This window comes from Undibacter mobilis, from assembly GCF_003367195.1.
GTDB lineage: Bacteria > Pseudomonadota > Alphaproteobacteria > Rhizobiales > Xanthobacteraceae > Pseudolabrys > Pseudolabrys mobilis.
Window position 1 is genome coordinate 585,032 of sequence record NZ_QRGO01000002.1, and the last position, 24,263, is coordinate 609,294.

Genomic DNA, 24,263 nt, shown 5'->3' on the forward strand with positions numbered 1-24,263 from the left:
TTGAGCGAACCCACAGCAACGCCAAGGCTTCTGCCGGGTTCCGGCCAACCGGCAACCGACCGCTTTTTTACTCAGCGGCCTGCAACTGCTTCGGCAACCGGTTCTGCGCAGCGACCAGCCGCTGCATCAGCCTGAGGTCTCGATCGCTGAGCTTGAGGGCGCAATCGGCCCAAATTCTCACAATGTCGTCGAGTTCGTCGAGCGGCATCGGATTGACACGCCGGCCAACATCATAAACGGCGCGGATGCCGGCATGGCGGCTCTGGCTGCGCAGCATGTACTCCTTCGCCGCATCGATCCCCTGCCCGGGCTCAACCACAATATGAACCAGCCCCGCCTGTTTCATCTCGTCGGCCGTATAGGTGCGGCCGCTCAGCATCATCTCTTCGGCGAATGCGGCATTGGTCCGCCGTGACACAATGCTGTAGGCGCCCATGCCGGGAAACAGACCGAACAAGGTTTCGGGGAATCCGAACTTCGCGTTCCGCTCGGCTATGACGACATTGAACGACAGCAGCGATTCCAGACCCCCACCGAGAGCGTCGCCCTGCGCCAGACCGATGGTGATGATCGGCAGGTCGAGCGCGCTATGAAACCGGTGCAGCACCCGCACGCAGGATTTGCCGTAGTCGATCAAGGCCTGTCGATCCTTGTTACGGATGCAGGTCGCAAACAGGTCGAGATCACCACCGAGGCTGAAGACGCCGGGCGAACGCGAGCCTGCCACCAGATACCGCAGCTCGGTCGGTTGGCCACCGAACCGTGCGACGATGCCGTCCTGCATGGCGTGAATGTCATCAAGCAAAGCCAAGCTGTAGCTCGGACGCCCTTTCGAGCGCATGAAGCTCCACAACGCGCCACTTTTGTCGTCGAACGAGACTTCGAGGTGTTCGAGGCAGAACAGCCGGGCGGCGTCAGCGGCTCTTTGCAGTTCGAGCGATCGAGCCTCGATGCGGGACACACTGTCCGCCTGCAGCGCGGGCGGCAGCGCGAACGGTAAAAAGCGGCCCTTCGCAACGGAGTCGCGCGACGCAATACTCGTCATTTGACCACCACGCTCACAACGCAACAGACACTGACGGGCGGCCCGAACTCAGCCCGTTAAAGATTATTTTACCTTAACACTTTCTTAAGATTGCGCCAGAGCCTTCATGCATCCTGTCGGAGGCAACGCGGCGGCGCCGGCGTTACGGGCGGCCGAACCCTCGAAAATACCGGAAGATATTGTGCATTAACCACGACGATGAAATGGCGTTCGTGGCCCTTCAGACCCCCGACCGCAACGGCTGCAGCGAAACCGCAAAATTGCCGCGAAAATGTCCGATCGCCTTACCCATTCGCGGCGAGGATTGCGGCTGTGCCCGATTACCAATTCGACCCTTGTGGGTTCCAAAGGCGGGCAGAACACGCCTTAGCAACCCGACGTGACAAAGCGGATGCTGTAAAAAACGATGACTGGACAGCGTTAAACGCAGTTCCAGGCCATCCACCGGTCGCCGAATCGGAATAAATTGAGCATGATTTGAGCTGGCTCAGTTGACGTTTCTTAAGCACGTCCAACGGCAGTTGAATACGTTTGCTCGGTGTTGATTTTCAGCAGCTAACCTTTCCACATCCGAGGAAGCCGCGCCCAGCACCATGCTCTTCAAGCAGTTGATGCAAATTCGCCGCGCCGATGCCGAGCTGCCGAACGAAGTTCGCGCGGCATTGGTCGAGTCTTTGTTTGCACCGATTGCTTCACTCGCTATCGGTGCGATCAATTGCTCGATCATCGGCATGCTGGTCGCGTGGAACCTGAACAACCAGCAAATCATGCTGACCTCGGCCGCTATTCTGGCCGTAGGCGCGTTGAGGGTGGTGTCGGCGCTGTACTATCGGCGATCCAAGAAACTGGCCGTCCGTCATGTCAGATTCTGGGAAGCCGCCTATGAATACGGCGCTTGGGGCTTTTCCGCCCTGCTCGGCCTGCTGTGCTGGCTGACCCTGACGCAAACCGATAATTCCGCGCTGCAGATGGCAGTGGTTACGACCGCAACCGGTTACGCCGCGGCCATCGCCGGCCGCAACGCCGGCCGGCCCTTTATCGCCGGTGGCCAATTCACGCTGGTAATGCTGCCGATCGTGGTTGGGCTGCTGATCTATCCCGACTGGACCCACAAGGTCCTCGGCTTTGTCGGCCTGCTGTTTATCTACGGCATGATGGACATCACGCTCGGCATCCGCGACGTCATCTTTCAGGCACTGATCATGACCCGCAAGGAAGCGGCGCTCGCCGCCCGCTTCGAGGAGCAGGCCAACCGCTTCGACGCCGCACTCAACAACATGTCGCACGGCCTGTGTATGCTCGACGCGCGGGATCGCCTTCAGGTCTGGAACGAGCGCTTCCTCGAGCTCCTGCATCTGCAGAACGCGTCCGTTCGGGTCGGTATGCGCATTTCCCAGATCGTTCGGCACAGCCTGCGCGCCCGCAATCATAATTCCGACAGCGTCAAGCTGGTGGTCCACGACCTGGTCAACGGCCTGCGCCAGGACAACTTCGACCAGTTCCAGGTGTCGCTCGATGGTTCACGCACCCTCGCCATCTCCCGTCGCATGATGCCGGACGGCGGCTCGGTCGTGATTTTCGAAGACGTGACCGAGCGCAACAATGCGCAGGAGAAAATCGCGCGGCTCGCGCGCTTCGACGAACTGACAGGATTGGCCAATCGCACCCAGTTCCGCGAGCGCATCGGCGACATGCTGGCTGCGGTGAAGGATCGCGCCAATCACCTCGCCATCCATCTTATCGATCTCGACCGCTTCAAGACCGTCAATGATACGCTCGGTCACCCGATCGGCGACCTGCTGCTCAAGGAAGTCGCGGCGCGTCTGACCGCCCTTGTCCGACCCGGCGATATGATCACGCGGTTCGGCGGCGATGAATTCGTCATTCTTCAGACCAACACGCCGCGCCAGCGCGCCGCACACGCGCTCGCCTCACGCATCGCCAAGGCCTTGAAAGAGCCGTTCCACATCGCCGGCCATCGCATCGATGTCGGCGCCTCGATCGGTATTGCCATGGCGCCGCACGATGGCGTCGATGCCGACGAACTGATCAAGAAGGCCGACATGGCGCTCTATGCAGCCAAGAGCAATGGCGGCGGCAACCATCGGTTCTTTGCCATCGAGATGGAAGACGCCGCGCAGGAGCGGCGCTCACTCGAACTCGACTTGCGCGAAGCCATCGCGCTCGATCAATTCCAGCTGCACTATCAGCCGCTCGTCGATCTGCACACCGGCCGCGTCACGACCTGCGAAGCGCTGTTGCGTTGGACTCATCCGGTGCGCGGCAACATTCCGCCGGCGGTGTTCATACCCGTGGCGGAAGAAACGGGACTGATCATCGCGCTGGGCGAATGGGCGCTGAACCGCGCCTGCGCCGACGCATCGAGCTGGCCACGCGAAGTCCGCGTCGCGGTGAACCTGTCACCGGTGCAATTCCGCGACGAGGGCCTCGGCCTCCAGGTGGTCGCGGCGCTGGCAAAGTCCGGGCTGTCGGCCCAGCGTCTGGAACTGGAAGTAACCGAACGGCTGCTGCTGGAAGACAACGACAACACGCTCGATACCATGCATCAGTTACACGCTCTCGGCGTCAGCCTGTCGCTGGACGATTTCGGCACCGGTTATTCGTCGCTGAATTACCTGCGCAAATTCCCGTTCCAGAAGATCAAGATCGACCGCTCATTCATCACCGATCTCGGCGACGGCCGCGACGCGCGCGCGATCATCGGCGCGGTGGCAAGCTTGGGGGCCGGCCTCGACAAGACCGTGGTTGCCGAAGGCATCGAGACCGAAGAGCAGATGAATCTGGTACGCTCGCAGGGCTGCCATGAAGGCCAGGGCTATCTGTTCGGCAAGCCGATGCCGGCGGACGACATCCGGTCCCGGCTGGACAAGCCGATCATCGCCATCCGCCGGGTCGCCTGACACGGCGGCGCCCGCGGATCCCGGCGACATTGCGCGGCGGCGCCGTTCGCTTTATCCCTTCTGCATTATCGGATTGCATGAAGGCCGCGTCCAGGCGCCGGCCGGACGGGAAGCTGCCGTGGCGCGCCGCCTCTATATCGAAGAAGACCTGTCGCCTTGGGCCGTTTGGTCGTCGCGGCTGTCGCTTTTCGCCTTGGCCGTCGCCGGGCTCTCGGCGCTGATCCTGACAACGGGGGCGTTTGAATTCGGGCCGGCACTGGCAACCTTCGGCGCGGCGCTGGCATTTGCCGGCGTCTCTATCCTGTTTGCCCTGATCGCCTTTATCGCGATCTGGCGAACGGGGGGCGCAGGCCTCGGCCGGGCCCTGCGCGGACTGTTTCTGAGCCTGTTGTTGCTGGCTTATCCGGCCTATCTGGCCCAGCGCGCCTTCAAGCTGCCCCCGATCAACGACATATCGACCGATACCGTGAACCCGCCACGCTTTGTCGCGCTGGCGCCGCAGCGGCCGCCGGGTCATGTGGCCTATCCCGGCGGGCAGACCGCTCAGCTCCAGCGAGCCGCCTATGGCGACATTGTCCCTCTGCAGGTCGATCTGCCGCCGCGCAACACCTATGACGTGGTGCTGACCCTCATCAACAAACACAAATGGCCGATTGCCGCCGCGCAAGCACCGACCGGCCCGCGACGCGAGGGGACCATCGAGACCACGGCGCGGTCGCTGGTCATGGGCTTCCGCGAAGACGTTACCATTCGCATCTCGCCGGCGGGCAACGGCTCACGCATCGATCTGCGCTCGGCCTCGCGCGTCTCAATTCCCGATCTCGGCACCAATGCGGCGCGGCTGCGCTCGCTTCTGGAAGAAATCGACGAGGCGGTGAGCAATGCACCGGAACCGCGCCCCGAGCCCCGGCCGGAAGACCAGAAGCCGGCGCCACGACGGACACCGAAGCGCTCTTAGAAGTTCTTGCGCCTGATCTTGTTCGAAACCCGGTTCCCGCTTGTTGGGATCATGGGCTAGCCAACGAGCCTGAACACGCCATCAATGGCGGGCAAGCCATCGGTTTCGACGGCGTTGCGCGCCACCAGATCTTCCATATGCGCCAGCACCGACAGGCCAGCGGCGCCCGTGAGCCGCGGGTCAAGCCCGATATAGATCGCACGCACGATGGTCGGAATATCGGCAGCACCCTTGGAGAGCCGATGCAGGATCGACTGTTCGCGGGCAAGGCGATGCAGGATGTAGTAATTCACGAAGCGCACGGCCTCGGGGATCGCCGGACCATGCCCCGGAAAATAAAGCTGCTCGGGGCGGGCGGCCAGTTTACGCAGCGACATCATGTAGTCGCTCATGGCACCATCCGGTGGCGCGACGATCGATGTCGCCCAGGCCATGACATGATCGCCGACGAACAGCGAATTCTCGCCTTTGAGCGCGAAAGCCATATGATTGGCGCAGTGTCCCGGCGTCGTCACGGCTTCGACGGCCCAGCCATCGCCTTCGACAACTTCGCCGTCCTTCAAACAAATGTCCGGCACGAAATCGCGATCGCCCGATGAATCGAGCGGGTTGAGTTCGCCGATATGCAGCGGCCGCGCGGCGCGATGGATGCCTTCGGCGTAAACGGTCGCGCCGGTGGCATGCTTGATCGCCGGCACAGCCGGCGAATGATCGCGATGGGTGTGGGTCACGAAGATATGCGTCACGGTCTCGCCCCGCACCGCATCGAGCAGCGCGGCGACATGGGCCGGATCGTCCGGGCCGGGATCGATGATAGCGACTTTGCCCTTGCCGATGATGTAGCTGACGGTGCCCTTGAAGGTGAACGGCCCGGGATTGTTGGCCATAACCCGGCGCACGCCGGGCGCCACCTCGTCCACCGTATCGGGAGCCAGATCGAGGGTCTTATTGAAGGGGATATCGTCGGCCAAAGAGCACCTGTCGCGTTGCCGCACGATGCCTAGCGAAGCGGAATGGCCGGCACAAGGCCGGCCATTGCACAGGTGGCACCGCCGTAGCGCGACCGCCTAATGAATTTCCGGCTCCGGCACCTGCCCCGGACGGCTGAGGAAATCGAAATCGCAGCCGTCGTCGGCCTGGCCGATATGGTCGGAAAACAGCGCGCCGTAGCCGCGTGGATATTTCGGCGCCGGCTTTTTCCAGGCCGCCTTGCGGCGCGCCAGTTCCTCGTCCGACACATGCAGGTGAATCTTCCGCGCCGGGATGTCGATCTCGATCTCGTCGCCGGTCTGCACAAAGGCGAGCGGCCCTCCGACGAAACTCTCCGGCGCGACGTGCAGGATGCAGGCACCGTAGGAGGTTCCGCTCATGCGCGCGTCCGAAATGCGCACCATGTCGCGCACGCCTTGCTTCACCAGCTTCTTCGGGATCGGCAGCATGCCCCATTCCGGCATGCCGGGGCCACCCTGCGGGCCGGAGTTCTTCAAGACGAGGATGTGGTCAGCAGTGACGTCGAGATCGTCGCGCTCCACTTCACGGGCCATGTGGTTGTAATCCTCGAAGGCGATGACCTTGCCGCGGTGCTTGTGCAGCCGCTTTTCGGCCGCTGACGGCTTCATCACGCAGCCGCGCGGTGCAAGATTGCCGGTGAGCACCGCGGTGGCGCCGTCGCGCGACACAGGATCGTTCAGGGATTTGATGACGTCCGGTTTGTAAACCTCGGCGCCCTCGATATTGGCACCGACCGACTTGCCGGTGACCGTCATCGCCGACAGATCGAGCACGCTGCGCAGCTGGCTCATCAGGCCGCGCAGGCCCCCTGCATAGAAGAAGTCTTCCATCAGATAAGCACCGGACGGCCGCACATTGACGATGACCGGTACTTCGCGCGACAACTCGTCGAAGCGGCTCATCTCCAGCGGAATGCCGGCGCGGCGGGCAATGGCGATGAGATGGATGATGCAGTTGGTCGAACCGGCCATCGCCATGTGAACCTTGATGGCATTGTCGACCGCTTCCTTGCTCATGATGTCGGAAGGCTTGAGATCTTCCCACACCATCTCGACAATGCGGCGGCCACTTTCCTTGGCGGCCCGCGGATGGTTCGAATCCGGCGCCGGAATTGACGACACGCCGGGCAGCGTGAAGCCGAGCGCCTCGGCGACCGCCATCATGGTCGCGGCGGTGCCCATGGTCATGCAGGTGCCGAAGGAGCGCGCAATGCCACCTTCGATCTCTTCCCACTGCGCTTCGGTGATCTTGCCGGCACGCTTCTCGTCCCAGTATTTCCAGGTGTCCGAACCCGAACCCAACACCTCGCCGTGCCAGTTGCCGCGCAGCATCGGCCCGGCCGGCATGAAGATCGCCGGCACATTCATGCTGATCGCGCCCATCAGCAAGCCGGGCGTGGTCTTGTCGCAGCCTCCCAGCAGCACGGCGCCGTCGATTGGATGGCTGCGCAATAATTCCTCGACTTCCATCGCCAGCAGGTTGCGGTAGAGCATCGTCGTCGGCTTAACGAAGGATTCCGACAGCGACAGCGCCGGCAGTTCGATCGGGAAGCCGCCGGCCTGCAGCACACCGCGCTTCACTTCCTCGGCGCGGGTGCGCAGATGGACGTGGCACGGATTGATATCGCTCCAAGTATTGATGATGCCGATGACCGGCTTGCCCGCCCAGTCGCCGGTGTCGTAGCCGACCTGGCGCAACCGCGAGCGGTGGCCAAACGAACGCAGATCGGTAACGCCCAGCCAGCGATGGCTGCGCAGATCTTCAGGACGCTTCTTGGAAGGCATGTCTGTTACTTCTTGAACGATCTCATGTGGATTTTGCTGGCGCCGGTTGCGGGGCGTTGCGGCGCGCGACGATCTGAGTGGCGATAACCACCGCCGCGATCAGGCCGCCGACGAGGTCGGTCTCCAGACCGGGTTTGATCAATAGCAGCCCGCCAACAATGAGCAAGGCCCGCTGCCATGTCGTTGTCGCGGTGACGAAATAGCCGTGCAGACCGCCGGCAAACATCAGGATGCCGAAGGACGAGGTCAGGAAAGCCCCGAAAATCGTCGGCCAGTCGCCGATCATTAGCAAGGCCGGCTCGTAGACCAGCATAAAAGGAACGACGAAACCGGCGGCGCCGATCTTCACCGCGGCCCAGCCGGACTGCCAGAGATCCGCCTTGGCGATGCCCGCCGCGGCGAACACCGCCAGCGCCACCGGCGGCGTGATTGCGGACAGCACGGCGAAGTACAGCGCGAACATATGCGCCGCCGGCGGAATGACGCCGAGCTTGATGATCGCCGGCACCAGCAGCGCGGTCATGATGATATAGGCCGGCGTCGTCGGCATGCCCATGCCAAGGATGATGCCCGCGCACATGGTCATGATGAGCGCCAGCAACAGCGTATGCTCGGACAGATGGGTGACGAACTGCGTGAAGACAATGCCGGCGCCCGACAGTGTCACCACGCCGATGACGATGCCGGCGCAAGCGCAGGCGGTGGCGACACCGAGCGCGTTGCGCGCGCCATCGACAAACGCGTCGAGCACATTCTTCACGTTGACATAGCCGCGGGTCGTCTTGCGCAACGCCGCGACCGGAAAGCAGGCGAGCGTGCCGACCAGCGCGGCGAGCGGCGCGCTGTATCCCGAATACATGACGACGAGAATGAGGATCACTGGGATGAACAGGTGGCCACGAACACGCAATGTCTCGCCAAGCCGCGGCAGTTCGGAGCGCGGCAGCCCAAGGAGACCGCGGCGCTTGGCCTCGAAATGCACGGCCGCGAAACACGCGACGTAGTAGAGGATCGCCGGAATGATGGCCCAGATCACCACCTGGCCATAGGATACGGCGAGAAACTCGGCCATGACGAAAGCGGCCGCGCCCATGATCGGCGGCATGATCTGCCCGCCGGTGGAAGCGGTCGCCTCGACGCCGGCGGCGAAGTGCGCCGGGAAGCCGGAACGCTTCATGAGCGGAATCGAGATCGGCCCGTCAACCATCACGTTGGCGACGGCGCTGCCGGAAATGGTGCCGAACAGGCTGGACGACACCACTGACACCTTGCCCGGACCGCCGGCCTGTCTTCCGGTGAGGGCCATGGCGAAATCCATGAACAATTGCCCGGTACCGGTGCGCTCCATGAACGAGCCGAACAGCACGAAAATCAGGACGTAGCCCGCCGACACCGACAGCGGAATGCCGAAGATGCCTTCGGTGGTCATGTAAAGCTGATCGAGCAGGCGCATCGGCTCGAGCCGGGCGATGAACAGCCCATAGACAAGAAACACGATCGCCGTCACCGGCAACGCCCAGCCGATGACGCGCCGGGTCGCCTCAAGCACGACCAGCGTCATGATGACGCCCATGATCATGTCCATAGGCGACAGGTCGTCGATGTAGAAGATGCGATTGACGATGTAATCGTAGTTGAGGAACAGATAGAGGATCGGCGCGGCGGAGACCGCGATCAGCACGTAGTCGAACAGCGCCGGCAGCGACAGCCTAGCCTCGACCTGCGCGCCCTGCGCGAGCTCCATATCCTCGGTCTTGGATCCGAAACGAAACAGCAGGAACACCAGCACCAGCGCGAACAGCAAGTGCGTCGCGCGGAACAGCACCGCTTCCGGCGAGCCGAAGGCGATGGCCCAGATGTGGTAAAACGCCATCGCGATGGCGATGGCATAGAGGACAATCCGCAGAAGCCCGCGATAGCTGGTGTCGATCTGCATACCGCCCCCTCTCGGCCCGGAAATAAGAACGCCGGCCGCTCGACGAGCGGCCGGCGCCCTCGCTCTTAGTTGGTGGCAACCGTGATGCCGGCTTCCTTGTAGTACTTGGCGGCGCCGGGATGGAACGGTACGCCGATATCCTCGGCCATCGCCTTCGGCGTCAGGCCCGACATCGACTTGTTGACCGAGGCCATGGACACGATGTTGTCGGCCATCGCCTTGGTCATGGCATAGACCATGTCGGCGGGCAGCTTGCACGACGCTACGATGTGCGTCGCATAGCCGATCACCTTCACCTCATTGTCCTGCTTCGGATAGGTGCCCTTCGGAATGCTGACCAGCGTATAGCCGGGATTGAGCTTGCGCATCTCGGCGAGTTGGTCGGAGAGGTCGAGGATCGTAACCGGACGCGCGGCAGCGAGATCCATCACGGCGCCCGACGGGATCGTGGTGCCGAGACCGAAGGCGACGGCGTGGCCATCCTGCATCTGCGTCACCGAGTCGGTGTACGACACGAAACTCATCTTGACGTCGTTGTACGAGAGGCCGTTGACCTTCAGAAGCTGGCCGGTGATGAGCTCGCCGGTGTTACCGCGCTGCTGCGTGGTCACGCCCTTGCCCTTGAGGTCCTTGACCGATTTCACGCCGGAGTCGGCGGAGACGACGAGCTGGTAATACTGCGGATAGAGCGTCGCGACGTTGCAGACATTGGTCGTCGGCTTGGGGAACGGCGCGGTGCCCTTGAGACCGTCGACGGTCGAGATCGAGTTGCCGAAGCCGACATCGGCCTTGCCTTCATCGACGCCGCGGACATTGGCGATGCCGGCACCCGGCAGCGACTGCACATTGAGGCCCGGCACGGCCTTTTCCCACATGTCCTTGAGCTGGCCGCCGAGCGGCACCCAGACGCCGCCCTGCGGGCCGGTCATCAGCTTGAGGTCAACGGCGGCAGCCGGAACGGCGAGACTGAGAGACACGCCGACCACGGTCGCAAGAATAGAGAAAGAGTTCTTCATTGTTGTCTCCTCCACGCCCGCGCTTGTGCGCGCCGGCTTTTGCGAGCCGCCTTTATGGCGGCTTCATTATCCCTGAGCCGCGACCTTACTGGGCGGGCGGGTCATCGCACAAGAGGATTTTACAACTCTTGACAACATTGGGTCTACCGGACCAAGTGTGAGATCAAACGAGGAAACAAACGCCGGGGGATGCCATGCGGGAAACAACGAAAAACAAGCTGATGGCGGTTTCGACCGCCACGCTAACGACGGTGCTGTTCAAGCGCGGTTTCCGCAACACCTTCATCGGCGGCATTTGTCGCATCAACGCCGGCGACAAGCCAAACATGGTCGGGCCCGCCTACACACTGCGCTACATTCCGGCGCGCGAGGATCTTGACCATCTCGGCGTATTCGAAGACCGCAGCCATCCGCAACGCAAGGGCGTCGAGGAATGTCCGGCCGGCGCCGTCTTCATGATCGACAGCCGACGCAATCCGTCCGCCGCCTCGGCTGGCAACATCCTGCTCACGCGACTGTGGAAGCGCGGCTGTGCCGGCATCGTCAGCGACGGCGGCTTTCGCGACACGCCGGAAATCGCCGCCATGCCGTTCCCCGCTTATCATGCCCAACCGGCGGCACCGACTAACCTCATCAAACACCACGCCGTCGACCTCAATGTACCGATTGCCTGCGGCGAAGTTGCAGTCTATCCCGGCGACATCGTTGTCGGCGACGCCGAAGGTGTCGTTGTGATCCCCGCCAACATTGCCGACGACGTGGCCGACGAGGCTTTCGAACAGACTGTTTTCGAAGACTACGTTCAGGAGCAGGTAATGGCCGGCAAGAGCATCTTCGGCATCTATCCGCCATCGCCGGAAGCGAAAGAGGATTTCGCACGCTGGCGTGCGACCAAGAAGCGATAGGGAGCATGAGGTGGCGCTGAACCGCTCCCCATCGGCGATCGCGGCATCCGGCTCCGGCTGGAGCGAGGCGAAACGCAGCGCCCTCATCTATCAGCGCATCTTCGAACTCATTGTCAGCGGCGATTTTCCGGTGAATGCGCGGCTGCCTTCCGAAACCGATCTGGCGACGCGCTTCGGCGCCTCTCGTCCGGTGGTGCGCGAGGCGCTGGCGCGGCTGCGCGACGATGGCGTTATCGTTTCAAGGCAAGGCTCCGGCAGCTATGTGAAGCGCCGGCCTGACGTCGCCGTATTGAAACTCTCCCCGGGCGGCTCGATCGACGACATCCAGCGCTGTTTCGAATTCCGCCATGGGCTGGAAGGCTCCGCCGCGGCGCTCGCCGCCGAACGCTGGGAAGACGCCGATCTCAAAGAAATCCGCGCCGCCTTCGCTGCGCTGGAACAGGCGATCAAGAACGTGGAACTCGGCGCCGAAGCCGACGAACGCTTTCACACCGCAGTCGCGCGTGCAACGCACAACCCTTATTACGTTTCGATGCAGACCTCTATGCAACCGCATATCCGGTATGGCATGAACGTAAATCGAAATCTGTCGATGCTGCGCCCCGCCGAGCGGGTGCGACTGGTCCAGGATGAACATCGCGCCATTCTCAAAGCTATTGAGGCTCGCGACCCGGAAGCGGCTAGCGACGCCATGCAGCATCACATCGCCAATGCGCGCCGGCGCATGTTCGAGGGCGTGACGGAGTGACCACCCAATCGCCGCCTTCGGCGTCGCCGACCGAACGCGCGCTCCGGCTTGCCAACAACCCGTACCTCCTGCTCGCGCTCACCTCGCTGTTCTGGTCCGGCAATCACGTCATTGGCCGGGCCGCGAGCGGCGAAGTGCCGCCGCTCACCATCGCCGTCGTACGCTGGTTTGTACCGACGGTCCTGTTGTGGCCGTTTGTGCGGGAACGTTTCAGGCTGGATTGGCCGGTGATTGCCGCGCATTGGAAAATCGTGTTCTGGCTGGCGTTCAGCGGCGGCGCGCTATTCACCGGCCTCCAGTATATCGGGCTGCAGCACACCAACGCGCTCAACGTGTCCGTGCTCAATTCCCTGGTGCCGGTGCTTATCGTCATCGTCAGCGCGGTGGCGTTTCGCGACCACGTGACGCGCGTGCAGCTCGCCGGCATTGTGGTGTCTTCGCTAGGTGTGATCGCGATCGTCACCCATGGTGAACTGACAAACCTGCGCGCCTTGTCGTTCAATACCGGCGACCTGATCACACTCTTTACGATGCTGGTGTTCGCGCTGTATTCGACGTCTCTACGGTTGTCGCCGAAGATTCAGCCGCTGAATATGCTGTTCATGCTCGCTGCCCTGTCGACGATTGTCACGCTGCCCTTTGCGGTGTGGGAGTGGGCGGCCGGCTTCGAGCTCAAGGCGAACTGGCTCACCTTCGGCACCTTGGCTTATGTCTCGTTTTTCCCAGGCTTTGCCGCCTACGCCCTGTGGAACCGCGGCATCGAGCTGATCGGCGCCAATCGCGCCGGTCCTTTCCTGCATCTCATCCCGGTGTTCACCGCGATCATCGCCACCAGCGTGCTCGGCGAACACCTGTACCCGTTCCATATCGTCGGCTTCGCCCTGATCATCGGCGGCGTCTGGCTGGCATCGCGCAAGGGCAAGACGCCGGCGAAGACGGCGTAAAGTGCGGCGAACGGCCGTTTTCGGTCAGGTTTTGAGGGAAAAACTGGTCGGAGTGGCAGGATTTGAACCTGCGACCCCCTCGTCCCGAACGAGGTGCGCTACCAGACTGCGCTACACTCCGACTGTGGCGGGCCTTATAACCCCCCCGGCTAAAACCGCAAGCATGACCCTCGGTCATGAATCGGGGAAACCCACGACGGGAAAATCGGGGAAACCCACGACATGAATGCCGAACCGCAAACGCGGGTCCTGCCGGCCGATCCGGCAACCATCGAGACCGCCAGCGCCTGCCTCACGGCCGGCGGGCTGGTCGCGTTCCCGACCGAGACGGTTTACGGCCTCGGCGCCGACGCCACCCAGGGCGAGGCCGTGGCACGGCTCTATGCGGCCAAGGGCCGGCCGGCCTTCAACCCGCTGATTTCCCACGTCACCGGCCTCGACGCCGCCCGCCGGCTGGCCTGCTTCAACCCGGACGCCGAGCGGCTGGCCACGGCCTTCTGGCCCGGCCCCCTGACTTTGGTGCTGCCCAAACAGCCGAACTGCCCGGTGTCGGATTTGGCGACGGCCGGGCTGGACAGTATTGCGCTGCGGGTGCCGGCGCAGCGCACTGCCCGGGCGCTGCTGGAGGCCTTCGGCAAGCCGGTGGTGGCGCCGTCGGCCAATCGCTCCGGCCATGTCTCGCCGACCGACGCCAAACACGTCCTCGCCGATCTGCGCGGCCGTATTGACCTCATCCTCGACGACGGCCCCTGCCCGGTCGGCGTCGAGTCGACCATTGTCGCCCTGCTCGGGGAGCCGACCTTGCTGCGGCCCGGCGGCCTGCCGCGCGCCGATATCGAGCGCGTGCTCGGCCGTCCGCTCAAGGCGCCCGACCGCGCCGTCGATGAGGAGGCGCCACTGGCGCCGGGGATGCTGGCCTCGCATTACGCCCCCAAGGCCGCGGTGCGGCTCAATGTGCGCGAACCGCGCGCGGACGAAGCTCTGCTCGCCTTCGGGCCGGCGCCGCCCTTCTCCGGCGTGACGCTCAATCTGTCGCCGACCGGCGACCTGGTCGAAGCGGCAGCCAAGCTGTTTTCGCATCTGCGCCGGCTCGATACTGCCGGCGTTGCCGCCATCGCGGTGATGCCGGTGCCGAACGAGGGCCTCGGCGAGGCAATCAACGACCGGCTTGCGCGGGCAGCGGCGCCCAAAGCATAAGAAGAAAACCGACGAGGACATGCCGCCAATGAATGCGCCGACCGAACACCCGATGCGTCTTGCACCAGCGCCCGAGCTGATGGCGCGCTTTAAGGCGATCGTCGGCGACAAATACGCAATCACCGACCCCGACGTGCTGGCGCCGCATCTGATCGAAGGCCGCGGCCTCTATCACGGCCACACCGCGATGATGCTGAAACCCGCCAACACGGCGGAAGTCGCGGCGATCCTCAAGCTTGCCAACGAGACGCGCACCGCGATCGTGCCGCAGGGTGGCAACACCGGCCTCGTCGGCGGCCAGATTCCGTTCGACGGCGAGATCATCCTATCGCTGTCGCGGCTCGACAAGATTCGCGAAATCGATTCCGAGTCGAACACCATGACCCTCGAGGCCGGCGTCGTGCTGCAAAAGGCGCAGGAGGCCGCGCACGCCGCAGGCCGCCTGTTTCCGCTGTCGCTCGGCTCGGAGGGAAGCTGCACCATCGGCGGCAACCTGTCGTCCAATGCCGGCGGCACCGGCGCGCTGGCTTATGGCATTGCGCGTGAACTGATGGTTGGCGTCGAGGTCGTGCTCGCCGATGGCCGCGTCATGAACCTGCTGCGCAAACTCAAGAAGGACAACACCGGTTACGACCTGCGCCACATCTTCGTCGGGGCCGAAGGCACGCTCGGCATCATCACCACGGCGGTGGTGAAGCTGTTTCCGCAGCCGCGCGCCATCGAAACGGCCTTCATCGGCTTGCCGTCGCCGGACGCCGCGGTGAAGCTGCTCAACCTTGCGCAGTCGCGCATTGGCGGCACGGTCACCGGTTTCGAACTGATGATCCGCGGCATCCTCGAATTCGCGTTGAAGCACGGCCACAATGTGCGCGACCCGCTGGCCGGGCCGCATCCATGGTATGTGCTGATGGAAGTGTCGTCGCAGCAGGCCGAAGGGCTGCGCGACAATGTCGAGGAATTCCTGGCGGAAGCCATCGAGCAAGGCATCGTCGGCGACGCGACGCTTGCGGCAAATATGGACCAGGCCAAGGCGTTCTGGCACATGCGCCACACGCTTACCGAAGTGCAAAAGCCCGAAGGCGGTTCGATCAAGCACGACATTTCCGTACCGGTCGCCGCCGTGCCGCAATTTATCGCCGAGGCGTCCGAAGCCGTCGTCAAGCTCATCCCCGGCTCACGGCCGGTGCCGTTCGGCCATGTCGGCGACGGCAACATGCATTTCAATGTCAGCCAGCCGGTCGGCGCCGACAAGGCGGAGTTTCTCGCACGGTGGAAGGACGTCAACGCCGTGGTCGACAAGATCGTGCTCAAGCTCAACGGCTCGTTCTCGGCCGAGCATGGCATCGGCAAGCTCAAACGCGACACTTTGGCGAAGGTAAAGGACCCGGTGGCGCTGGCCTTGATGCGCGACCTGAAGAAGTCGTTCGATCCGAACGGCATCCTCAATCCCGGCAAGGTTCTGTGATAAGCGACATGATCATCGACGAAGCAACCGACGCCGATATCGACGCCGTGGTCGCGCTGTGGCTCGCCTGCGGCCTGACGCGGCCGTGGAACGATCCACGCACCGACATCGACTTTGCCCGCAAGGGACCGAACTCAGCCATTCTGGTCGGCCGCAACGACGGCAAAGTCGTCGCCTCGGTGATGGTCGGCCACGACGGCCACCGCGGCTGGTTCTATTATCTGTCGGTGGCGCCGGAGATGCAGAAGCACGGCTATGGCCGCAACATCGTCGAAGCCGCCGAGCGGTGGCTTGTCGAGCGCGGCATCGTCAAGGCGATGCTGATGGTGCGGCGGGACAATACCGGCGTGCAGAAATTCTACGAAACGCTCGGCTACTTCGACCAGCCCCGCACCGTGATGGCGCGCTGGCTCGATGGCCGTGAGCCGACGCCTTAAAACAACACGCCCTGCCCGTCGTCCTTCGGTTTGGTGGCCTTCGACTTCTTCGCTGCCGCAACCTTTGGCGATGGCGCCGGCTCCGTGCTTTCGGCAACTCGTTCGATCAGTTGCGCATTGTCGTTGGCAACGCGATTGACGTCGGTCGAAACCGGCCACACCTCGAGCAGATCGTCGGGCGCCGGCATGATCAGCGACGATGCAGTTGCCGCATCGACATTGTCGGTGTCGAGCCACAGGCCGAAAGCCTCGGGCGGCACGATCACCGGCATGCGGTCATGCAACGGGCGCACGGTGCTGTTGGCCTCGGTGGTGACGATCGTCACCGTATCCAGTTCCTCGCCATTGGGACCGGTCCAGGTTTCCCACAATCCGGCGAAGGCCAGCGGCGCGCCGGATCTGGCGTGGATAAAATAAGGCTGCTTGCGGGGGCCGCCAGCCCTCCATTCGTAGAAACCGTCCGCTGGTATCAGGCAACGGCGTCGTTTCATCGCAGCGCGGAACGAAGGTTTGTCGATAACGCTTTCGCCGCGCGCGTTGACGATCAGCGAGAAGGCCTTGGGATCCTTCACCCAGGACGGCAGCAAGCCCCAGCGCATCAAGACGAATTGCCGTTGCCTATTCACGAGGCAGACGACTGCAATCGGTTGCGTCGGCGCGATGTTATAGCGCGGCGGGAAGTTCGGCTGTTCCGCATACCGAAAAAGATCGCGTATGGCCTGCGGCGAGGCCGTGAGCGTGTAGCGCCCGCACATCGTCTGAACCTGTAAAAGCAACACGCTTAAGCGCGTCTTAACTTGGGATAATATAACAAACTTGAATCGGAGAATGGTCGGGGAAATTCCTTGTTTCGGGCCCAGTTCAGCGCCACTTTGGACGAGCAAGACGCGCCTGCGCCGCGCGCCGCCGAACCAGCGACAATTGCCCATATTAATCCTGTCACCGGCCTGGCCACCGATTACCTCAACCACTTCAATGAAGCGATCATGCTTCTCGAAATGCTCCCGGCCTGTCCCGAGTGCCGCGACGACCTGCGCGCCTGGACACCGATGAGCTATTGCGACCATTTTCGCCAATCGGGTTTTGCCGGCCGCGACCGCGCTATCACCGCTTATGAGAACGCCGATCCGGCGGCGCGCGACATGCTCGATGCTGTCACCGAGACCATGACCACACTGGTCGAGCACGCCCGCAAGGCCATCGATAACGAACCGAATGCGCGGCTGTCCGCCAACATTGCCGAGCGAACGGCCGCCTGGCTCAAGCTGCTGGCCGCGCAGGCCGGCGCCGTCATCAACGGCCAGCGTACGATCGGCGCCGACGGCACGCCGCAATCCGCCGTCGACCGGATGATCGGTTAGGACAGCGGGTGTGCCGAACGATGGGCCGATGATCGATCCCCGCGCCTACCCGCAACGTCCCTTCCTCGCCGTCTCCGCGGCGATCGTCCACGACGGCAAGGTGCTCGCGGTGCGCCGCGCCCGCAAACCGGCGATCGAGCTCTACACCATGCCGGGCGGCGTGGTCGAAGCGGGCGAAACGCTGTTCGAGGCAACGATCCGCGAAATCCGTGAGGAGACAGCCCTTGCGATCGAGCCGGTGGCGCTGGCCGGCCATCGCGAAGCCATCATGCGGGACAAGGAAGGCCGCGTCGAACGGCACTTCGTCATCCTGTGCTTTGCCGCGCGGCTGCTGGATGGCGAGATCCGGCTCAACGACGAACTCGACGATGCGCGCTGGCTGGCACCGCATGAATTCGCCGGGCTGAAGACCACCGACCGCCTCATCGAGATCGTGACCGCCGCCGTCGGCCTGATCGACGGCGCGCATCAGGATTAATAGCCGCCGGCGGGCGGAACGGCCGCCTTGCGGATGCCGCCGCGCCGGCGCATATGACGAACGCAACGCCACCGAGATCCGCTCTTGTTTCGACGAATTGCCGCAGCCTTTGTCCTGACCGCTTTCGCCGCCCTGCCGGCGCAGGCGCAATCGGCGCCGCCCGCGGCGGCGCCCGTGCAGGATTCCGTGCCCGCGCCTTACGACGCCGATCTGCAGCGCCTCGCCGAAATCCTGGGCTCGCTGCAGTATCTGCGTACGATCTGCGGCTCGAAAGAAGGCCAGAAATGGCGCAATGAAATGCAGGCCCTGATCGACAGCGAAGCGCCCGGAGGCGAGCGCCGCCGCCAGATCGTGGCGCGCTTCAATCGCGGCTATCGCGGCTTCGAGCAGACCTACCGCACCTGCACGCCGGCCGCCGATCTGGCGATCCGCCGCTATCTCGATGAAGGCGCCAAAATCGCCCGCGAGATCACCGCGCGTTACGCCAACTAGAAGCGTCCGGCACCGCAGTTTCGGCCGGAACCGGCACTATTCACATTTGCGCACAGCCATTAACCTTTCCTTTAGGTGTGGGCTATGGCCGCGACAGGCCCGTGGTAGGGTCCCGGCGAGTTTTGGGACTGTCGCCCGTATCCGGGCGACTGGGGACGAAGGTAAGTATGACCACTCCAGAGCGTTCAACGCACATGCGCGAGCCGGTGCCGGATCACGAGCAGAAGCGCGTGGCGCTGAGCTATTTGAACGAGGCCTGGGCGGAAGCGCGCCTGGACGGCGTCGATGGCGACTGCCTGGCGCAGGCCTGCCTGTTCACCGCGCTGGCCGAATTCGTCTCGACCTATGGCGAGGAAGCGGCGGCCACCTTCACCGAAGGTCTTGCCTCCCGCATCCGCAACGGCGAATTTTCCGTCGATCTGCCGCGCCAGTAACCGGCGCCTGCCCCCATCGCACCTGACCGCTCGCTTGCCGTCTCTCAGACGGCGAAGCCGTAAAAGCGGTCGAGCAAGCGATCGATATCGGCGGGATAGAACGGCTTGCGCAGGAAACCCAGCGCCCCGAGCGCCGCGGCGCGATCGGCCACTTCGGTGTCAACCGTCGCTGTCATCATCACGACGGCAACCTGCGGCACCTCTCGTTTGATCTCCGACAGAATCTCGCAGCCGTCGAAGCCCGGCATGTTGTAGTCGAGGAACACCAGATCGAACGGCTCCCGGCGCAGGCGTTCGAGCGCCGCCAACCCCTCCTCCGATTCGTGCAGTTCGAGCTGGAAGCGGCAGGCCGATAAAATCTTGCGGACAATGCCGCGCATTGTGCTGGAATCGTCGACGACGAGCGCGCGGGTCGGCAGCTTGGTGCGGACGCACAATTCAACCAGGCGATGGGCGTCGGCCACATCGACGGGCTTTGTCAGCATGCCGGTCATGCCGGCCGGCATCGCGGCGCCGCGCGCGGCACGGACAAACAGATAGGGCCTCGAGCGCAACGCCTTGGTCGAGGCCAGCGCCGCCTGCTTCACCGCGTCCGGCAAGCCGCCGTCCAGCACGCAGATATCAACGCCGCCCTGCGCCAGGGCCGCGATACCGGGGGCGGTGTCATAAACCGACAAATCGACCGGGATGCTGGCCAAAGCGACGCCCTGCCGCCAGAGTTCCAATTCGGAACCGGCGAACCCGATCAACATCATGTTGAGCGAAACGAACTCATGATTCATGGGTGCCCCCGCGCCCATTGATGCCGAACGCGCCGCACTCCCCAAAGCACGACACGCGCATACCGTTAATCAGGGTCGCATCGCGTTGGCAACCCGATACCAGCTTATTTCTTCGAAAAGCGATGTTTAAAAAATTATAATTCCGTCAGGCTGGCGCCAGCGTCTCAAGAAAGCGGACGGACTCACCGCTGGAGGCTGTCACAATCGTGCCGTCCCACATCACCTGCCGGCCGCGCACGAAGGTGCCGATCGGCCAGCCCTTGACACTCACACCGGTGTAAGGCGACCAGCCGGCGCGCGAGGCGATCCAGCTCTCCGTGATGGTTTCGCGCCGTTTCATGTCGACGACTGTAACATCCGCGTCATAACCAACGGCAATGCGACCTTTGCCGGCAATACCGAAAATACGGGCAGGACCGGCGCTGGTGAGATCGACGAACCGCTGCAGGGTAAGACGGCCGGCATTGACGTGATCGAGCATCAGCGGCACCAAAGTCTGCACGCCCGGCATACCGGAATGCGCCTTCGGATAAGGATGCGCCTTTTCCTCGCGCGTATGCGGGGAGTGATCGGAACCGCAGGTGTCAATGATCCCCTGCTGCAGAGCATGCCACAGCCCCGCCTTGTGCATAGCGTCGCGCACCGGCGGATTGAGCTGCGCCAAGGTGCCGAGCCGCTCGTAACAATCCGGCGCGGTGAGCGTGACATGCGCCGGCGTTACTTCGGCGGAGGCGACGTCTTTGTGGCCGGCGAGGAATTCCGCTTCGTCTTTCGTCGTGACGTGCAGGACGTGAATGCGCTTGCCGGTCTCGCGCGCCAGCCGCACCAGACGCTGCGTACACATCAGCGCCGCCTGCGCGTCGCGCCACACCGGGTGCGAGCGCGGATCGTTGTCGATGCGGAAACTCATGCGCTCGCGCAGGCGATATTCGTCCTCGGAATGAAACGCCACGCGGCGATTGACGTTCTTGAGCACCGCGCGGATGCCGTCGTCATCCTCGATCAGCAGCGATCCGGTGGACGAGCCGGCGAACACCTTGATGGCGCAGGCGCCGGGCAGCCGCTCCAGCTCGGCGAGATCTTTCGTATTCTCGCGCGTGGCGCCGACATAGAAGCCGAAGTCGCAATGCATGCGATGATGAGCCCGGCTGACCTTGTCGGCGAGCGCCGCGGCATCGGTCGTGGTCGGGATGGTGTTCGGCATCTCGAAGGTCAGCGTCACGCCGCCGAGCACGGCACCGCGCGAGCCGGTTTCGAGGTCTTCCTTCTGCGTCAGCCCCGGCTCGCGGAAATGGACGTGGGTGTCCATCACCCCGGGCAGGACGTGCAGGCCGCGGCAGTCGATGACCTCTCCGGCCGCGGCAAAGCCGAGATCGCCGATGGCGGCGAAGCGGCCGTCACGGATGCCGACATCGCGCACGCCCTCGCCGTCCTGGTTGACGACGGTGCCGCCCTTGAGGATGAGGTCGAAGGTTTCAGCCATGAGGGGGCGCGGCCTTTCCGCCGGGCTTGAGGATTGCCGGTCAGCGCTTACGTTTACCGAACGTTTCTGGCAAGACCGTTTCTGATATGACGGACCTCGCGTTTCCAGAGGCGATTCCGGGGATTTTCCGCACCATGCAGGCAGCTTTGCTACCCGATCGGGGCGTCATCAAGGTTTCCGGCGAGGCCGCCCGCGGCTTCCTCAACGGCATCGTCACCAGCGATGTCGGCAAAGTCGGCCCGGGCGCCGCGCGCTTTGCCGCCCTGCTGACGCCGCAAGGCAAGATCATCGCCGATTTTCTCGTCACGGAGGCGGCGGCCGAGGATGGCGGCGGCTTCTACCTCGACGCGCCGAAGGCGCTCGCCCCGGCACTCGCCCAGAAGCTCAATTTCTACAAATTGCGCGCCAAGGTGACCATCGAGGACCTGTCCGACCGGCTCGGCGTCATGGCGGTCTGGAGCGGCACCGGAACGAGCGACTACGGCCTCACTTATCCCGACCCGCGCCTGCCGGCGCTTGGCTGTCGCGTGATCCTGCCGCCGGACGTCGCGGCCGAAGCCGCTGCCGATCTCGGCGCAAGCCTCGCCGATGCAGAGGCTTATGAGACGCACCGCATCGCGCTCGGCGTGCCGCGCGGCGGCCACGACTTCACCTATGGCGACACGTTCCCGCACGAAGCCGACATGGACCAGCTCGACGGTGTCGATTTCGACAAAGGCTGTTACATCGGCCAGGAAGTCGTCTCGCGCGTCGAACACCGCGCGACAGCCCGCAGCCGCGTCGTGCCCGTCGCCTATGAGGACAATGCGCCGATGCAGGGCCTCGAAGTGATGGCCGGCGACAAACAGGTCGGCATGATGGGCTCGGCCCTCGATGGCCGCGGCCTGGCGCTGCTGCGGCTCGACCGTGTCGGCGACGCAATGGCCGCCGGCACGCCGCTGGTGTCGGGCGGCGTCGCCTTGCGTGTGGTCAAGCCGGACTGGGCGCGCTTCGCATTTCCCGGCGAGGCCAAAGCGGCGGAGTGAACCGCGACGCGACAGTCCACGCGCGAGGCGCTATATCTTCCCCATGCCGATCCCGAAGACGATTCTGCATGCCGACGGCTTGAAGCGCTGCGGCTGGCCCAAGGAAGACCCGCTCTACGTCGCCTATCACGACGAGGAATGGGGCGTGCCCGAATGGGACGACCGCGCGCTGTTCGAGAAGCTGATCCTCGACGGTTTCCAGGCCGGGCTGGCGTGGATCACGATCTTGCGCAAGCGCGACAATTTCCGCAAAGCCTTCGACGACTTCGAGCCTGAGAAGATCGCGCGCTACACGCCGAAAAAAGTCGAACGCCTGATGCAGGATGCCGGCATTGTGCGCAACCGCGCCAAGATCGAGGGCGCGATCCTGTCGGCGCGCGGCTACCTCAAGATCATGGAGAGCGGCCCCGGTTTCTCCGCGATGCTGTGGGACCATGTCGGCGGCAAGCCGCTCGACAACAAAATGCGCGCCGGCCAATCCGCCCCCGCCGAAACGCCGACATCGAAGGCGATGTCGAAGCAGCTCATCGGCCACGGCTTCAAATTCGTCGGCCCGACCATCGTCTATGCCTTCATGCAGGCGGTCGGCATGGTCAACGATCACGAAGTCACGTGCTGGTGCCACGCCGAGTGCAACAAGCTCGCGGCCAAGCACGCCAAGAAGAAAAAGAAGAAATGAGCAAGGCGCCTGCCGCAGCCGGTAAAGCGCCGCGCGCCTGGCAGCGCATGCTGTCGGGCCGCCGGCTCGACCTGCTCGACCCCTCTCCATTCGATGTCGAACTCGAAGACATCGCGCACGGGCTGGCGCGCGTCGCACGCTGGAACGGCCAGACCAAAGGCGCGCATATCTTCTCCGTGGCGCAGCATGTGCTGCTGGTCGAGGCGCTGGCGCGTGCCAAGTCGCCGAGTCTCGACGACAAGCTCCGCCTCGCCATCCTGCTGCACGACGCCGCCGAATACGTCATCGGTGACATGATCTCGCCGTTCAAGGCGGTGATCGGCGACAGCTACAAGAAAGTCGAGAACCGGCTGCTCGCTGCCATCCATCTGCATTTCGGCCTGCCGGCCGAATTGCCCAACGCCTGGGTCAAGACCATCAAGGCCGCCGACCGGCACGCCGCCTTTCTCGAAGCCACGAGGCTTGCCGGCTTTGCGGACACTGAGGCGCGCAAGTTCTTCGGCCCGCCGCCGACTTTTTCCGCTGCCATCGAACGCGACTACCTCACGCCCTGGCCGGCGTCGACCGCCGCCAAGCGCTTTGCCGAGCGGGTGGGAAAACTGCTCGGCCCCGGCTTTTCAGCGCCGCCGCGCCAGCCTAAATAGCCTGTCATGATCCATGTCTGCTCCCTTGCGCTGCTGTACCAGACGGTCGAAGAGACCAAGGCCCAGCACATCGTCACCCTGCTCCGCCTCACCGACCGGGTGACGCGGCCGGCGCATATTGCCGCCGGCAATCATCTCATTCTTGCCGTCGACGACATCTGCGATCCGGAGGAAGGCTGCACCGTTCCGGCTGCGGATCATGTAGTGCGTCTTGTCGACTTCGCGCGGCGCTGGGATCGTTCGGCGCCGATGGTGGTGCATTGCTTTGCCGGCATCAGCCGCTCGACGGCGGCGGCCTTCACCGCCGCCTGCGCGATCAATCCGCAGCGCGACGAGGCCGACATCGCGCGCACCATCCGTGCGTCTTCGCCGACCGCCATGCCCAACAAGCGCATTGTCGCCATCGCCGACGAGGTGCTCAAGCGCGACGGCCGCATGGTGCGCGCCGTCGAAGCGCTCGGCCGCGGCACCGAGGCGATGCAAGGCCATCCGTTCCGCCTCGATATCGGCTAGCACCA

At 63.8% G+C, this 24,263-nt stretch carries 24 protein-coding genes and 1 tRNA gene; 16 read left to right on the plus strand and 9 right to left on the minus strand.

Translation table 11 applies throughout. The annotated features are described in order from the left end of the window. Positions 1–67 precede the first annotated feature (67 nt). A complete protein-coding gene (locus DXH78_RS17000; RefSeq protein ID WP_115518405.1) occupies positions 68–1,045 on the minus strand; it encodes a crotonase/enoyl-CoA hydratase family protein in 978 nt (325 codons plus the stop codon). Positions 1,046–1,638: 593 nt separating this feature from the next. Between DXH78_RS17000 and DXH78_RS17005 the strand changes: the two genes are divergently transcribed. Together DXH78_RS17005 and DXH78_RS17010 are read left to right on the plus strand one after the other, a co-directional pair. Beyond that, a complete protein-coding gene (locus DXH78_RS17005; protein WP_115518406.1) occupies positions 1,639–3,966 on the plus strand; it encodes a putative bifunctional diguanylate cyclase/phosphodiesterase in 2,328 nt (775 codons plus the stop codon). 118 nt (positions 3,967–4,084) lie between these two features. After that, a complete protein-coding gene (locus DXH78_RS17010) occupies positions 4,085–4,924 on the plus strand; it encodes a DUF1499 domain-containing protein (protein WP_168192874.1) in 840 nt (279 codons plus the stop codon). 56 nt (positions 4,925–4,980) lie between these two features. Here DXH78_RS17010 and DXH78_RS17015 read toward each other — a convergent pair whose 3' ends face one another. From DXH78_RS17015 to DXH78_RS17030, 4 genes are all read right to left on the minus strand, one after another. Next, positions 4,981–5,895, minus strand: coding sequence for an MBL fold metallo-hydrolase (locus tag DXH78_RS17015; RefSeq protein WP_245416911.1), 915 nt, complete (start codon positions 5,893–5,895; stop codon positions 4,981–4,983). Between the two features lie 96 nt (positions 5,896–5,991). Then, a complete protein-coding gene (araD, locus tag DXH78_RS17020; RefSeq protein WP_115518408.1) occupies positions 5,992–7,719 on the minus strand; it encodes an L-arabinonate dehydratase in 1,728 nt (575 codons plus the stop codon). A gap of 22 nt (positions 7,720–7,741) precedes the next feature. Beyond that, positions 7,742–9,655, minus strand: coding sequence for a TRAP transporter permease (locus tag DXH78_RS17025; protein ID WP_115518409.1), 1,914 nt, complete (start codon positions 9,653–9,655; stop codon positions 7,742–7,744). A 65-nt stretch (positions 9,656–9,720) separates the two neighbouring features. Next, complete coding sequence (locus DXH78_RS17030) at positions 9,721–10,671, minus strand: TAXI family TRAP transporter solute-binding subunit (RefSeq protein ID WP_115518410.1); 951 nt, start codon at positions 10,669–10,671, stop codon at positions 9,721–9,723. A gap of 194 nt (positions 10,672–10,865) precedes the next feature. On the opposite strand from DXH78_RS17030, the gene DXH78_RS17035 reads away from it, so the two are divergent. Genes DXH78_RS17035 through DXH78_RS17045 form a run of 3 tightly spaced genes read left to right on the plus strand, consistent with a single transcriptional unit; the run spans position 10,866 to position 13,268 of the window. Continuing rightward, entirely contained in the window at positions 10,866–11,576 is a 711-nt protein-coding gene (locus DXH78_RS17035; protein ID WP_115518411.1) for a ribonuclease activity regulator RraA, read from the plus strand. 16 nt (positions 11,577–11,592) lie between these two features. After that, a complete protein-coding gene (locus DXH78_RS17040; RefSeq protein WP_430727504.1) occupies positions 11,593–12,324 on the plus strand; it encodes a FadR/GntR family transcriptional regulator in 732 nt (243 codons plus the stop codon). Then, positions 12,321–13,268, plus strand: a complete 948-nt coding sequence (locus tag DXH78_RS17045) for a DMT family transporter (protein ID WP_115518412.1) — start codon at positions 12,321–12,323, stop codon at positions 13,266–13,268. The genes DXH78_RS17040 and DXH78_RS17045 overlap by 4 nt, the downstream gene beginning before the upstream one ends. 44 nt (positions 13,269–13,312) lie before the next feature. On the opposite strand, the gene DXH78_RS17050 is transcribed toward DXH78_RS17045, so the two are convergent. After that, a tRNA-Pro gene (locus DXH78_RS17050) sits at positions 13,313–13,389 on the minus strand. Between the two features lie 101 nt (positions 13,390–13,490). On the opposite strand from DXH78_RS17050, the gene DXH78_RS17055 reads away from it, so the two are divergent. From DXH78_RS17055 to DXH78_RS17065, 3 genes are read left to right on the plus strand one after another with little or no spacing between them, the layout of a single operon-like run. Further along, a complete protein-coding gene (locus tag DXH78_RS17055) occupies positions 13,491–14,465 on the plus strand; it encodes an L-threonylcarbamoyladenylate synthase (protein WP_115518413.1) in 975 nt (324 codons plus the stop codon). 28 nt (positions 14,466–14,493) lie between these two features. Beyond that, complete coding sequence (locus tag DXH78_RS17060; protein WP_168192875.1) at positions 14,494–15,930, plus strand: FAD-binding oxidoreductase; 1,437 nt, start codon at positions 14,494–14,496, stop codon at positions 15,928–15,930. Positions 15,931–15,938: 8 nt separating this feature from the next. Beyond that, entirely contained in the window at positions 15,939–16,367 is a 429-nt protein-coding gene (locus DXH78_RS17065) for a GNAT family acetyltransferase (RefSeq protein WP_115518414.1), read from the plus strand. Here DXH78_RS17065 and DXH78_RS17070 read toward each other — a convergent pair. Then, the gene (locus DXH78_RS17070) at positions 16,364–17,122 is read right to left on the minus strand and encodes an SOS response-associated peptidase (protein WP_115518415.1); all 759 of its coding nucleotides are present in this window, start codon (positions 17,120–17,122) and stop codon (positions 16,364–16,366) included. The genes DXH78_RS17065 and DXH78_RS17070 overlap by 4 nt on opposite strands. A gap of 90 nt (positions 17,123–17,212) precedes the next feature. Between DXH78_RS17070 and DXH78_RS17075 the strand changes: the two genes are divergently transcribed. The 4 genes from DXH78_RS17075 (at position 17,213) to DXH78_RS17090 (ending at position 19,132) form a co-directional block, all read left to right on the plus strand. Further along, entirely contained in the window at positions 17,213–17,728 is a 516-nt protein-coding gene (locus DXH78_RS17075; RefSeq protein ID WP_245416914.1) for a hypothetical protein, read from the plus strand. Positions 17,729–17,756: 28 nt separating this feature from the next. Further along, complete coding sequence (locus tag DXH78_RS17080; protein WP_115518417.1) at positions 17,757–18,206, plus strand: NUDIX hydrolase; 450 nt, start codon at positions 17,757–17,759, stop codon at positions 18,204–18,206. Between the two features lie 84 nt (positions 18,207–18,290). Beyond that, a complete protein-coding gene (locus tag DXH78_RS17085; RefSeq protein ID WP_115518418.1) occupies positions 18,291–18,698 on the plus strand; it encodes a TIGR02301 family protein in 408 nt (135 codons plus the stop codon). Positions 18,699–18,865: 167 nt separating this feature from the next. Next, the gene (locus DXH78_RS17090) at positions 18,866–19,132 is read left to right on the plus strand and encodes a hypothetical protein (protein ID WP_115518419.1); all 267 of its coding nucleotides are present in this window, start codon (positions 18,866–18,868) and stop codon (positions 19,130–19,132) included. A gap of 44 nt (positions 19,133–19,176) precedes the next feature. On the opposite strand, the gene DXH78_RS17095 is transcribed toward DXH78_RS17090, so the two are convergent. Then, the gene (locus tag DXH78_RS17095) at positions 19,177–19,914 is read right to left on the minus strand and encodes a response regulator (RefSeq protein ID WP_168192876.1); all 738 of its coding nucleotides are present in this window, start codon (positions 19,912–19,914) and stop codon (positions 19,177–19,179) included. 145 nt (positions 19,915–20,059) lie between these two features. Continuing rightward, positions 20,060–21,397, minus strand: coding sequence for a dihydroorotase (locus DXH78_RS17100; RefSeq protein WP_115518421.1), 1,338 nt, complete (start codon positions 21,395–21,397; stop codon positions 20,060–20,062). A 134-nt stretch (positions 21,398–21,531) separates the two neighbouring features. Between DXH78_RS17100 and ygfZ the strand changes: the two genes are divergently transcribed. Genes ygfZ through DXH78_RS17120 form a run of 4 tightly spaced genes read left to right on the plus strand, consistent with a single transcriptional unit; the run spans position 21,532 to position 24,258 of the window. Then, positions 21,532–22,422, plus strand: a complete 891-nt coding sequence (ygfZ, locus tag DXH78_RS17105) for a CAF17-like 4Fe-4S cluster assembly/insertion protein YgfZ (RefSeq protein ID WP_115518544.1) — start codon at positions 21,532–21,534, stop codon at positions 22,420–22,422. Between the two features lie 43 nt (positions 22,423–22,465). After that, the gene (locus DXH78_RS17110; RefSeq protein WP_115518422.1) at positions 22,466–23,101 is read left to right on the plus strand and encodes a DNA-3-methyladenine glycosylase I; all 636 of its coding nucleotides are present in this window, start codon (positions 22,466–22,468) and stop codon (positions 23,099–23,101) included. Continuing rightward, positions 23,098–23,745 carry a YfbR-like 5'-deoxynucleotidase gene (locus DXH78_RS17115; protein WP_115518423.1) on the plus strand — a complete coding sequence of 216 codons (648 nt, stop codon included), beginning with the start codon at positions 23,098–23,100 and terminating at the stop codon, positions 23,743–23,745. The genes DXH78_RS17110 and DXH78_RS17115 overlap by 4 nt, the downstream gene beginning before the upstream one ends. Positions 23,746–23,751: 6 nt before the next feature. Continuing rightward, positions 23,752–24,258: a tyrosine phosphatase family protein gene (locus tag DXH78_RS17120; RefSeq protein ID WP_115518424.1), complete on the plus strand. Its 507-nt coding sequence runs from the start codon at positions 23,752–23,754 to the stop codon at positions 24,256–24,258. Positions 24,259–24,263 lie beyond the last annotated feature (5 nt).